Consider the following 12,947-nt stretch of genomic DNA (forward strand, 5'->3'; position numbering starts at 1 on the left):
GCAGGGACGCGGAGCGTCCCGGGCTGTGTTCCCACGCAGAGCGTGGGAACGATCATTTATCGCTGGCAAGCCAGCTCCCACAGGGGAATGTTGATCGTTCCTACGCTCCGCGTGGGAATGCCTCCACGGACGCTCCGCGTTCGGCTGTTGCAGGGACGCGGAGCGTCCCGGGCTGTGTTCCCACGCAGAGCGTGGGAACGATCAACGATCATGAGAACTGGTCAGACGCTGAGCATCAGGAACTCACGCTCCCACGAACTGATCACCCGTTTGAAGTTCTCGTGCTCGGCGCGTTTGACCGCGACGTATCCGCGCACGAACTTGTCGCCCAGGTAACGGCCGATGGTTTCGCACTCTTCCATTTTGGTCAGGGCGTCTTCGATGGTGATCGGCAAACGCAGGTTACGGCGTTCATAAGCCCGGCCCTGGACGGCGGCGCTCGGCTCGACGCGCTCGACCATGCCCAGGTAACCGCACAACAAGCTGGCCGCGATGGCCAGGTACGGGTTGGCATCGGCGCCCGGCAAGCGGTTTTCCACGCGCATGGCGTCCGGGCTGGAGGTCGGTACGCGCAGGCCGACGGTGCGGTTTTCTTCGCCCCATTCGACGTTCACTGGCGCCGAGGTGTCCGGCAGGAAGCGGCGGAACGAGTTGACGTTCGGCGCAAACATCGGCAGCACTTTCGGGATGTATTTCTGCAAGCCGCCGATGTGGTGCAGGAACAGCTCGCTCATGTTGCCATCGGCGTCGGCAAAGATCGGCTTGCCGGTGGCGATATCCACCACGCTCTGGTGAATGTGCATGGCGCTGCCCGGCTCGTCGCCGACCGGTTTGGCCATGAAGGTCGCCGCCACGTTGTGCTTGAGCGCCGCTTCACGCATGGTGCGCTTGAACACGGTGATCTGGTCGGCCAGGTCCAGCGCATTGCCATGGCGGAAGTTGATTTCCATCTGCGCCGGGCCGTCTTCGTGGATCAGCGTATCGAGGTCCAGGCCCTGCAATTCGCACCAGTCATAGACGTCTTCGAACAGCGGGTCGAACTCGTTGGCGGCATCAATGGAGAACGACTGACGACCGCTTTCAGCACGACCCGAACGGCCCATCGGTGCCTTGAGCGGCAAATCCGGGTCCTCACAGCGCTGGGTCAGGTAGAACTCCATTTCCGGTGCGACAATCGGCCGCCAGCCTTTGTCGGTGTACAGCTGCAAGACTTTCTTCAGCACGTTGCGCGGCGACAGTTCGATCGGGTTGCCGAACTTGTCGAAGGTGTCGTGGATGACGATGGCGGTCGGCTCGATGGCCCATGGAATCACATAGACCGCGTCCGCGACAGGCTTGCAGACCATGTCGATGTCGGCCGGGTCGAGCAGGTCGTAGTAGATGTCGTCGTCGACAAAGTCCCCGGTTACCGTTTGCAAAAGCACACTTTCCGGCAGGCGCATGCCTCGCTCATGCAGGAACTTGTTGGTGGGTGCAATTTTGCCGCGTGCAATGCCGGTCAGGTCGCTGACGACGCACTCGACTTCGGTAATCTTGTGATCTTTCAGCCAAGTGAACAGCTGATCGAAAGGGACATTCATAAAGACCTCGTTATTGGTTTTATTAACGCCAGGAGAGGCCGGTTTCATCCGCCGGACACTTCCCCTGTAGCGCGTTGACGTCTATCTTGGGCGAGCCTCGCGGTTCCATCTATCCACTTTAAGCAGCACAAAGTGCACCAAAAGAGTGCGCAAGGTCACCCATGACAAACGGCAATTCACTCCAGGTTCAAGCGTTCAGCACCGTCGATGTGGCCGAGCAAATCCGTGTCACGCCGGGCTGGACTCAGCATTACCAACAGATGTCACCGGGGCATTTCGCCGGTCTGGTGCGCTATCTGGATTTACAGGGCGTGGAGATCTACGAAGAGCACATGAACACCCGGGTCGAGCAGAATTTCAGTGCACCGCAGGGGGCGCTGGCGTTCTGTTTCGATCGCAGTGACAACGCGCTGTACGTGTTGAATGGTGAAAGCCGCAACATCTGGATCACCCCGGAGAACTACCAGGAAATCGCCGTGGTGTTCGGTCCGGAGTTCGTGCAACGCAATCGCCTCGATGTCGCCCGGCTCGAAGGGTTGTTCATGGCGCCGCTCAACTCACAGCAGAACGCGCTGTTCTGCCGTTGGCTGAGCAGCACGCTGACGCGGCTGTCGCAGACGTTCGATCCGCCGACCCGGGAAGCGCTGACTCAGCAATTGCTGGATGACTGTCTGTTTATTCTCGACAACGCCTGCGTCTGTCTCGATCAAGGCGCGTTGCAGCGCCGGGCCGGAGAGCGGGCGATCATGAAGCGGGTAGGGGAATGGGCGGCAGACACCCCGGAAGAACACCTCAACCTGCTGGAGCTGTCCCGGGTTGCCGGTGTTTCACTGCGCCAGTTGCAGCATGCGTTCAAGGCCTATACGGGCATGGCGCCAACCCAGTGGCTGCGACTGCGGCGCCTGAACAGTGCCCGCCGTGAATTGCTCAGCCGCACGCCGACGCAAACCACCGTGGCAGAAGTGGCCATGCATTGGTCGTTCTGGCATTTGGGGCGGTTTTCCAGCAGCTACCGTGCACTGTTCAAGGAGTTGCCGAGCGACACGCTCAAGCGGGCAAGTGCCACTCAACCCATTGGACGTGGCCGGCGTTAAAACGTCGGCGGGGTAATCACCCAGATCACTACCGCATCGACTTCACCAGGGTTGCCGTAGCGGTGCGGTTCCCGGCTGGAAAAGCTGAAGCTGTCGCCTTCACAGAGCTGGAAATGGCGCTCGCCAACCCACAACTCGAAGCGCCCCGACAGCACATACCCGGCTTCCTCGCCTTCGTGGCTGTAGCTTTGCTGGCTGTAGGTGCCGGGCGGAAAACGCGAGTGGAGCATTTCCAGCTGTTGATTGGGTTGCGGCGTGAGCAACTGGTCGACGATGCCATCCTCGTAATGCACGCTCAGTCGGCTGTTCTTGCGCACCACGATGCCGTCATCTTCGGGGGCGGTATTGGCTTCGCTGGCGAAGAACCACTGGATGGTCACGCCGAGGCTGCGGGCAATATTGAACAGCGCCGGGATCGACGGATAGGCCAGGTTGCGTTCCAGCTGGCTGATGTAGCCGGCGGTCAGTTCGCTCTGTTGCGCCAACGCTGCCAGGGTCATGCCCCGACGTTTGCGCAGGCCGCGAATTCGCGTGCCGAGAAAGTGCGGCTCTGCGGCGCCGGTTGCGGGCTGTGTGGTGTTGCTGTTGCTCATGGTCAAATCCGAACCGGAAGGAGTGGCGCAAACCCCTGTAGGAGCGAGCAGGCTCGCTCCTACAGGGTCGGTGTTAGCCGTTGATGGCCCGGAGTATAAACAGGCTTAAAGCTCCCACGCGACTTTCAGACCTTCATAAATCGCTTCTTCAGCCGTGCGCGGCGCGAGGCAGTCGCCGATACGGCGAAACTCCACCAAACCTTGCAGTTCGGCACCCAGCGTGTCGACCGGTTGATGGCCCTGGCACAGTACCAGCGTGTCGATATTTTCCAGCAGCATCGGCTCACCACTGGCGGTGTGTTGCAGATACACAGTGTTGTCATCACAACCGTACAACCGGGCGTACGGAATGATCGGGATGCCCAGTTTGTGCAATTCACCGGCCAGTTGATCGCGGACATACAACGGCAGGTTTTCCCCGCAATGAGTGCCGTTGACCGCCAGTTGCACCTGATGCCCGGCGCGGGTCAGGCGCTCGGCGATGCCGGGGCCGATCCAGTCGCAGCGCCAGTCGACCACCACTACCGAGCGGCCAATCTGCACCTCTTCGCGCAGCACTTGCCAGGCGTCCACCACCTGCAATTCGCCACCGCGTTCGAACATGGGCCAATAAGGTTCGGCGCCGGTGGCGATGATCACCATGTCCGGTTTTTCCTGCTCCACCAAGGCGCGGTTGACGCGGGTATTACGCACCACGCGCACACCGGCCAATTCCATCTCCCGTTGCAGGTTGGTGCTGGCCCCACCGAACTCGCTGCGCCGTGGCAGCAATTGCGCGAGCAATACCTGGCCACCGAGTTGCGGACTGGCTTCGTACAGCGTCACTTCATGCCCACGTTGTGCGGCGACGGCGGCCGCTTTCATCCCGGCCGGGCCGCCACCGGCGATCATGATCCGTTTGCGTGTTTTAGCTGTTTGCCGTTCGCCAAAGATCAGCTCACGACCGGTTTCCGGGTGCTGGATGCAGGAGATCGGCAAGCCCTTGTGGAAATGCCCGATACACGCCTGATTGCAGGCGATGCACGCACGCACGTCTTCGGCGCGGCCAGTATCGGTTTTGTTGGGCATCTGCGGGTCGCAAATCAACGCCCGGGTCATGCCGCAGACATCGGCCTGGCCCCGAGCCAGAATCAGCTCGGCCTCCTGGGGCTGGTTGATGCGCCCTGTGACGAACAGCGCAATCGCCAGACTGGCCTTGAACGTCCCGGCTTCCCTGGCCAGGTAAGCCGCCTCGATCGCCATCGGCGGCACGATGTGCACGGCACCGCCCAGCGACGCCGAGGTGCCGGCGACGATGTGCACGTAATCGAGCTGAGTTTGCAGCGACTGCACGGCGGCCAGGGATTCGTCTTCGGTCAGGCCTTCGGGATCGCGCTCATCGGCAGAGATGCGCAGGCCGATGATGAACTGCTCGTCAGTGGCGGCGCGTATCGCAGCGATGACTTCGCGAAGAAAACGCAGGCGCTGTTCGAGTTCGCCGTTGTAGCCATCGGTTCGGCGGTTGACCCGTGGATTGATGAATTGCGCCGGCAGGTAACCGTGGCTGGCGACCACTTCCACGCCATCGATGCCGGCCTGATGCAAGCGGCGGGCGGCGGCGGCATAGCCGGTGACAATCTCGTCGATCATCGCCTGGTCCAACGCGCGTGGCATCACCCGGAAGCGCTCGTTGGGCACCGCCGAGGCCGAGTAGGCCACCGCCAGCAAGCCGTCGCTGGACTCCATGATTTCCCGGCCCGGATGGAACACCTGGGACAACACCACGGTGCCGTGGGCGTGGCAGGTTTGCGCGAGTTTGCGATAACCCTCGATACAGGCATCGTCGGTGGCCATCAGCACATGGGAGGTATACCGCGCGCTGTCATGCACGCCGGCCACTTGCAGCACGATCAACCCGACACCGCCTTCGGCACGCGCCCGGTGATAGGCGATCAGTTGCTCGTTGACCAGGTTGTCGGTGGGCATCGACGTGTCATGACCGCTGGACATGATGCGGTTTTTCAGGCGCTTGCCACGAATCTGCAAGGGTTCGAACAGGTGCGCGAAAGCAGGTGTCGGCATGGTGCGGGCTACTCCAGGCAGGCTGACTGTATAGGAGCGAGCCTGCTCGCGATGGATTCAAACACGCCGCGGGGTATCAGGTTCACGGTGTCATCGTTGACGTCCATCGCGAGCGGCTCGCTCCTACAAAATTGTCAGTTGATGTTGTTTTTTTTCTATAGAAATTTACCTGTAGTAAAAAATCAATCTATTTCTTTACTTTGGTGCACGGAAAGCGACTGGACGTTCAACACGTCCAGCCTTACTGTCTGCCCCAGCCGATCAACCTGGAGAACCATAAAAATGATTGAGATCGCGAGTCATCTGACTGCCGCCCCGGGGCGCAGCGCCATCGAACAGCGACTGCGCGAGGAACTGGCCGCGTGTTATCGACTGATCGCGCACTTTCGCATGACTGACCTGATCTTCACCCACATCTCGGTGCGCATTCCGGGGCCCGAGCACCATTTTCTAATCAACCCGTACGGGCTGATGTTCGATGAGATCACGGCGTCGAATCTGGTGAAGATCGGTCTGGATGGCCGAGCCGTCGAATCGTCGCCGTACCCGGTAAACCCGGCCGGTTTCGTGATTCACAGCGCGATTCACGGTGCCCGCGAAGATGCGCAATGCGTATTGCACACCCACACCCGGTCCGGCTGCGCGGTGGCGGCACTCAAGTGTGGTTTGTTGCCGGTGAACCAGATTTCCATGGAGTTCTATGGCCGCGTTGCTTATCACGAATATGAAGGCGTGGCGCTGGACATGAGCGAGCAACAGCGCTTGGTGCAGGACCTTGGCGACAAGCCGGTGTTGATGCTGCGTAACCATGGTTTGCTGACTGTCGGTGAAACCGTCAGCCAGGCGTTTTTACGCATGTATTACCTGGAAAAGGCCTGTGAGATTCAGTTGGCTGCTCAGGCCGCCGGTGAGCTGGTACTTCCATCCGCCGAAGTCTGCGCGCACACCGAGCGCCAGTTCAATGATCCGGGGCGACCGTTGGAAGAGGGCGAACTGAGCGATCCGGATGCGATGCAACTGGCCTGGGCGGCGATGTTGCGGTTGCTGGAGCGGGTGGCGCCGGGTTATCGGGACTGATCTGGATTCTCGGCTGTTGAGGCGGGCCTCATCGCTGGCAAGCCAGCTCCCACAATGTTTTCAGGTGTGCACAGATTTTGCGTACACCCACAATGTTTCTCAGGTGTGCATAGATTTTGCGTACACCCACTAACCCTGTGGGAGCTGGCTTGCCAGCGATGGGGCCCGGTCATGCTCCGAAGTCTTTCAGGCTGGTAACTGACTGGAGGTTTTTCCTGTTCTTGCTGTACAGTCGTTCAACTCGCGGGCCAATCGCGAGTCCCCATGATTGAATCCAGGAGCGTGTTGCCGATGAATCAGGAAGCCCGTTTTTCCCGCATGGAACCGGAGTTGCGCAAGGCCAACCTGATCGAGGCCACGTTGACGTGCCTCAAGCGCCACGGCTTTCAGGGCGCCTCGATCCGCAAGATTTCCGCCGAGGCCGGTGTGTCGGTGGGCTTGATCAGCCATCACTATTCCGGCAAGGACGAACTGGTGGCCGAGGCCTACATGGCGATCACCGGCCGGGTCATGACCCTGTTGCGTGACGCCATGGAGCAAGCGGCGCCCAATGCCCGCGAACGTCTGTCAGCGTTTTTCCGTGGGTCGTTCTCCGCCGAACTGCTCGACCCGCAACTGATCGACGCCTGGCTGGCATTCTGGGGTGCGGTGAAAACCGCCGAGGCGATCAACAAGGCCCACGATCACTCCTACGGCGAGTATCGCGGCATCCTGCGCAAGGTGCTGATGGAACTGGCACAAGAAGAAAACTGGGAAAACTTTGACGCCGATCTCGCGGCGATCAGTCTCAGCGCATTGCTCGATGGCTTGTGGCTGGAGTCCGGCCTCAACCCTGGCACCTTTACCCCGGAGCAAGGCATTCAGATTTGCGAAGCCTGGGTCGACGGTTTGCAGGCCGGTGGCCGCCAGCGTTACTGCATACAGACGAGTAGCTGTTGATCACCCGTTCAGCAGTGGCTACTCTCTGGCGCTGATGCAACACCCTTCTAATAAGAAACAAGCAGGACACCAGCAATGACTCCTCGGGTACTGGTCGTCGATGACGATCCGCTGATTCGCGAACTGTTGCATGCCTACCTTTCCCAGGAGGGCTATGAGGTGCATAGCGCCGCCACGGCGGAACTGGCCGAAACCTTTCTGGCCAGCCAGAGCGTCGACCTGGTCATGCTTGATATTCGCCTGCCGGGCAAGGACGGCCTGACCCTGACCCGCGAGCTGCGGGTGCGTTCGGAAGTGGGCATCATCCTGATCACCGGGCGCAACGATGAAATTGACCGCATCGTTGGCCTCGAATGCGGTGCCGATGACTACGTGATCAAACCGCTCAACCCACGTGAGCTGGTATCCCGGGCGAAAAACCTGATTCGTCGGGTCCGCCACGCGCAGACGCCGCCACCGGTCGCCGCTGTGTCCAAACCGGTCAAACAGTTCGCCGATTGGGCGCTGGACACCGACCGCCGCCGACTGATCGATGCGTCCGGCAGTGAAACCTTGCTGACCCACGGCGAGTATCAGTTGCTCAGCGTGTTCCTGCGCAACAGCGGTCACACGCTCAGTCGCGACCAGTTGATGGACCAGATCCGCAACCGCGAATGGGTGCCCAATGACCGTTCCATCGACGTGCTGGTGGGGCGTTTGCGCCGCAAGTTGCACGACGATCCGGCGGAACCGCAGTTGATCATCACCATTCACGGCGCCGGTTATCTATTCACCGCCAGCCTGGCGGCGTGATGGCTGCAATCAGGCTGCTCTGCCTGATATTGGCGCTGGTGGCGGGCAGTACGTCCGCGGCGCAGACGGTGCGCTATTGCGATTACCCGGTGTATCCGCCGATTTCCTGGAGCGATGGCAAGCACGTCCGTGGGTTGGCGCCGAGCGTGGTGAAAAAACTGTTCGGCCAACTGGGCTACGAGGTTGAAGTGGTGGTGCTGGGCAATTGGAAGCGTTGCCTGCTCGATGCCGCCGAAGGCCGGGTCGACGTGGTCCTGGCGTACAGCACCGCGCAGCGCGAGCAAAGCATGCTGTTTTCTACTGTCCCGGTGCTGCGCGAAGAAGTCGCGCTGTTCGTCAACCGGCAACACCCGGTGCAGTTCGAACACCTGCAAGACCTGGCGCATTACCGGGGCGGGCTGTTGTTCGGCGAAAGCTACGGCGTGGAGTTCGATCGCATGGTCGCGCAAAACAACAACATCGAGTGGGTCTCCGATAGTCGCCAGAACTTCGGCAAGCTGATTCGCGGGCGCATCGATTTCATCACCCAGGAACGCCGCACCGGCCAGCTCTACGTCGAAAGCCTGGCCGGCGCGCAAGATATCGTCGCGTTGCCCACCGCCCTGAGCGTCGACTATCTGCGGGTCGCTGTATCCCGCCGCTCACCGCTGGCCGCGCGGATGGCGGACATCGATGCGCAGCTGCAGCGGATGGTCGAAACCGGTGACATCGAACGCCTGCTCAATGAAAGTGAAGTCACCTACCGCGACATGATCAATCTGCCGGCGAACACCCCATGATCCGCGGCAGATCCGGTGGTTTATTGCGGCGTCTGCTGCTGTTCATTCTGTTGTTCAGCCTGTGCTTTACCGTGCTTGCCAGTAGCGTACAGCTGTATATCGAGTACCGGCGCGAGATGCGCGAGATCGATTCGCGCATGGAGCTGATCCGCGCCGGGTACCTGGCAAGCCTGGAGCGCAGCCTGTGGGATCTGAACCAGGAACAGTTGAACGTGCAATTGCGCGGGCTGGTGGACTTTTCCGACGTGGCACGGGTACATCTGATCAGCAACGATTTCGATCTGGTGCAGGGCAACCCGCATCCGATCGGGCCGCTGCGTATCGAGCGTTTTGTACTGGACTATCAACCACCGTCCGGCCCGTTGCGCCAACTGGGCGAGCTGGAAGTCAGCACCGATCTGGGGGCGGTGTATCAGCGCCTGTATGCCAGCGGCTTGACCAGCCTGTTGTGGATGGGCGCCTTCCTGTGTGGCCTGGCGGTGGCGTTGTCCGGCCTGTTTTATCGCCTGGTGACCCGCCACTTGCAGGTCATGGCCGAATTCGCCCGGCGCATTGCCGCCGGTCAGTGGCAGGAACCCCTGCGCCTGGGCAAGAGCCGTAGCGCCAACGAAGATGAAATCGACACAGTCGCCCACGCCCTCGACGACATGCGCCGGGCAATCCTCAGCGACATCGAACGCCGCGAATCCGATCGACTGGCCTTGCAGGACAACCGCGACGAATTGTTGAAAATGGTCGAGCGGCGTACCGCCAGCCTGATGCGCGCCAAGGATGAAGCCGAAGCGGCCAACCTTGCCAAGTCACGGTTCCTGGCGACCATGAGCCATGAGTTGCGCACGCCGCTCAACGGCATTCTCGGCATGGCTGAGTTGCTGCGCGATGCCCGGCTGGACGAGCGCGACGGCAAACGGCTCGATGCACTGCACAAGGCCGGCGAAGGTTTGCTGACCATCCTTAACGAAGTGCTGTTCTTCGCCAAGTTGGAGGAGGGCGCGAGCCTGCCGGAGCCGGTGGATTTCTCGGTTCGGCAATTGCTCGATGAAGTGCTGACGCTGCTGGAGCCGAAGGCCTTGGCCAATGACACGGTGCTGCAGTGTCGAATAGATCAGCGGGTAGCCGAGCGTTATTACGGCGCCGAACAGTTCTTGCGCCAGGTCTTGAGCAATCTGTTGGCCAACGCGATCAAGTTCACCGAGAACGGCGAGGTCAGTGTCGATGTGGCGTTACTCGCGCAACCTGAAGGCAATCGCGCAGATCGCTTGCGGGTGAGTGTCACCGACAACGGCATCGGCATCGCGCCGCCGATGCAGGCAAAGATCTTCGAGCGTTTTACCCAGGCCAGCGATGAAGTGGCGCAGCGTTTCGGCGGCACCGGGTTGGGACTGGCGATCTGCAAACACCTGGTAGAGCAGATGGGCGGGAGCATCGGTGTCACCAGTGAAGTCGCGCGGGGCAGTTGTTTCTGGTTTGAACTGACGCTGCAACCTGCTGTTGGCGTGACGAGTCCGGTGCCGGTGGACGTGCCGGGGCCGGTGTTGAAGGTTCTGGTGGTGGAGGACGTGGCGCTCAATCGGGAAGTGGTTTCGGGTTTGCTGGAGCGCGACGGCCATCGGGTCTGGCTGGCCGAAGAGGGCGAACAGGCGCTGCGCCAATGTGCTGCGCAGGCATTCGACCTGATTCTGTTGGACGTGCATCTGCCGGGCATGAGCGGTGTGGAACTGTGCAAAAGCCTGCGCAGCCTCGACGGACCGAACCGCACCGCACGTATTTTTGCCCTGACCGCCAGTGTGCAACCGGCACTGGTGCGCGGCTATCTCGATGCCGGCATGGACGGCGTGCTCGCCAAACCGTTGAAACTGGACAATCTGCGCAAAGCCCTGAGGGAGCAACGATCGACTCCGCCACCGATGCACGAAGACAGCGCGATGGACTGGCCGCTGCTGCAAACCCATCGCGACTTGCTGGGCGAACAGAAAGTGCAGGGGCTGCTGGCCGTGCTGCGCGAATCGATCCTGCAGCATCGTGAGGCATTGCGCGAAGCCATTGGCGCCGAAGACGGGACCGAAGTCGCGCACCTGGCTCATCGCCTGGCGGGAAGCTGCGATTCGTTGGGGTTTCGTGCGTTGGCCAATGCGTTGCGTTCGCTGGAGGACGCCGCACGAATCAACGATGAGGCGGCCGTGCGCCTGCTGGCGCCGCAGGTCGACGGGCAATGCCAACGGGCGCTGGACACGCTGGAACCGCTGTTGCAGAGCTGACGTACAAGTTTGTTACGACTTTTCACAACTTCGATCTTTACGTTCAACGCGACCTTACATGGCTTTCCAATAATCGACACAACCGCCGCAGCGCGGTCTTCGAAGCTTATTGGAGATAATAATAATGAATGGCCGTAAAGCTGATTTCTCCCCGTGCCCTGACGTCCTGTCATGCACTGCGCACCTCACCGACTTGGGGTGCTGACATGAACGAAAATACTGATCGCAAAGGCATTCACCTGACCCGCGCCCTGAAAAGCCGGCACATCTTCATGCTGTCCCTGGGCGGGGTGATCGGCACCGGGCTGTTCATGGGCTCCGGCGTGACCATCAATCAGGGTGGCCCGGTTGGGGCGATACTGGCGTATCTGGTGGCCGGTTTCCTGATGTACCTGGTGATGGTCTGCCTGGGGGAACTGTCGGTGCAGATGCCGGTATCGGGATCGTTCCAGACCCACGCCACCAAATACATCGGCCCGGCGACCGGGTTCATGATCGGTTGGGTGTACTGGATGAGCTGGGCGACCACTGTCGGCCTTGAATTCACGGCCGCCGGGATGCTGATGACGCGCTGGTTTCCGACCGTGCCGATCTGGTACTGGTCGGCGCTGTTCGTGGTCGTGCTGTTCGGCATCAACGCGCTGGCGACCCGGGCGTTCGGTGAAGCCGAGTATTGGTTTTCGGGGATCAAGGTGGCGGCGATTCTCGGTTTTATCGTGGTTGGCGTGCTGGTGATCTTCGGGGTGATGCCGCTGAGCAGCGGTGCTCCTGCGCCGATGGCGAGCAACCTGATTGGCGATTCGTTGTTCCCCAACGGCTTGTCGGCAGTGTTCGCGGTGATGATGACCGTGGTCTACGCCTTCCAGGGTTGCGAAATCATGGGCGTGGCCGCCGGCGAAACCGATCAGCCGGAAAAAAGCATCCCGCGTGCGGTGCGCAACGTGGTGTTCCGCGTGCTGATTTTCTATGTGCTGGCGATCATCGTGCTGTCCGCCATCGTGCCGTGGCAGCAAGCGGGGCTGATGGAAAGCCCATTCGTGCAGGTGTTCGACATGGTCGGCATTCCTTACGCCGCCGACCTGATGAACTTCGTGATCCTCACTGCGATCCTGTCGGTGGGCAACTCTGGCCTGTATGCCTCGACGCGCATCCTGTGGGCGATGTCGAAAACCGGCATGGCGCCCAAGAGCCTGTCGCCACTGAGCAAACGCGGGGTGCCGCTGCGTGCCTTGAGTATCACCTTGTGTTTCGCTTTGGTGTCGCTGATGACCAGCTTCATCGCGGCTGACACTTTGTTCATGGTGTTGATGGCAGTGAGCGGGATGTCGGGCACTGTGACCTGGATTGTCATCGCGCTGGCGCAATACAAATTCCGCAAGGCCTACCTGCGCGAAGGCGGCAAACTCAGCGATCTGAAATATCGCGCACCGTGGTTCCCGGTACTGCCACTGATGTGCATCACGCTGTGCTGCTCGCTGTTCGTGTTCCTCGCATTGGATGAAACCCAACGGCCATCGCTGTACTGGGGCTTTGGTTTCATTGCGCTGTGCTATGGCGCGTACTTCCTGATTCATCGCAAGCGCCAGGGCGTGTTGGCGCCGAACTTGCCCACGGTGTAATCCCTTCAATCCGTACATCCCCTGTGGGAGCCAGCCTGCTGGCGATAGCGGAGCATTAGTCAACAGAGATGTTGAATGTGATGACGCTATCGCCAGCAGGCTTGCTCCCACATTGGTTTTGGGGAGGCCGTAGCGAGTTGTTCGAAGTTGTAACA

10 protein-coding genes are annotated in these 12,947 nt (G+C 60.6%); 7 read left to right on the forward strand and 3 right to left on the reverse strand.

Going from position 1 to position 12,947, the window contains the following annotated elements; all coding sequences use genetic code 11:
- Positions 1-221 precede the first annotated feature (221 nt).
- Entirely contained in the window at positions 222-1,580 is a 1,359-nt protein-coding gene (locus D8U69_RS13980) for a glutamine synthetase family protein (RefSeq protein WP_130907519.1), read from the reverse strand.
- Between the two features lie 161 nt (positions 1,581-1,741).
- On the opposite strand from D8U69_RS13980, the gene D8U69_RS13985 reads away from it, so the two are divergent.
- On the forward strand, positions 1,742-2,674 hold the full coding sequence (locus D8U69_RS13985; RefSeq protein WP_130904817.1) for a helix-turn-helix domain-containing protein: 933 nt from the start codon (positions 1,742-1,744) through the stop codon (positions 2,672-2,674).
- On the opposite strand, the gene D8U69_RS13990 is transcribed toward D8U69_RS13985, so the two are convergent.
- Complete coding sequence (locus D8U69_RS13990) at positions 2,671-3,267, reverse strand: cupin domain-containing protein (RefSeq protein WP_130904818.1); 597 nt, start codon at positions 3,265-3,267, stop codon at positions 2,671-2,673. The two genes, D8U69_RS13985 and D8U69_RS13990, sit on opposite strands and share 4 nt — an antisense overlap.
- 105 nt (positions 3,268-3,372) lie before the next feature.
- The gene (locus D8U69_RS13995; RefSeq protein ID WP_130907520.1) at positions 3,373-5,328 is read right to left on the reverse strand and encodes an FAD-dependent oxidoreductase; all 1,956 of its coding nucleotides are present in this window, start codon (positions 5,326-5,328) and stop codon (positions 3,373-3,375) included.
- 282 nt (positions 5,329-5,610) lie between these two features.
- Here D8U69_RS13995 and D8U69_RS14000 point away from each other — a divergent pair, with 282 nt between their 5' ends.
- The 6 genes from D8U69_RS14000 (at position 5,611) to D8U69_RS14025 (ending at position 12,792) form a co-directional block, all read left to right on the forward strand.
- The gene (locus tag D8U69_RS14000) at positions 5,611-6,405 is read left to right on the forward strand and encodes a class II aldolase/adducin family protein (RefSeq protein WP_130907521.1); all 795 of its coding nucleotides are present in this window, start codon (positions 5,611-5,613) and stop codon (positions 6,403-6,405) included.
- Between the two features lie 291 nt (positions 6,406-6,696).
- Positions 6,697-7,344: a TetR family transcriptional regulator C-terminal domain-containing protein gene (locus D8U69_RS14005; protein WP_130907595.1), complete on the forward strand. Its 648-nt coding sequence runs from the start codon at positions 6,697-6,699 to the stop codon at positions 7,342-7,344.
- A 75-nt stretch (positions 7,345-7,419) separates the two neighbouring features.
- Positions 7,420-8,136, forward strand: coding sequence for a response regulator (locus D8U69_RS14010; protein ID WP_056855303.1), 717 nt, complete (start codon positions 7,420-7,422; stop codon positions 8,134-8,136).
- On the forward strand, positions 8,136-8,915 hold the full coding sequence (locus D8U69_RS14015; RefSeq protein WP_130907522.1) for a transporter substrate-binding domain-containing protein: 780 nt from the start codon (positions 8,136-8,138) through the stop codon (positions 8,913-8,915). Before D8U69_RS14010 ends, D8U69_RS14015 begins: the two co-directional genes overlap by 1 nt.
- Positions 8,912-11,173: an ATP-binding protein gene (locus D8U69_RS14020; protein WP_130907523.1), complete on the forward strand. Its 2,262-nt coding sequence runs from the start codon at positions 8,912-8,914 to the stop codon at positions 11,171-11,173. Before D8U69_RS14015 ends, D8U69_RS14020 begins: the two co-directional genes overlap by 4 nt.
- 206 nt (positions 11,174-11,379) lie before the next feature.
- Positions 11,380-12,792: an amino acid permease gene (locus tag D8U69_RS14025; RefSeq protein WP_130907524.1), complete on the forward strand. Its 1,413-nt coding sequence runs from the start codon at positions 11,380-11,382 to the stop codon at positions 12,790-12,792.
- Positions 12,793-12,947 lie beyond the last annotated feature (155 nt).

The organism is Pseudomonas sp. Sample_16, assembly GCF_004307665.1.
Classification (GTDB): domain Bacteria; phylum Pseudomonadota; class Gammaproteobacteria; order Pseudomonadales; family Pseudomonadaceae; genus Aquipseudomonas.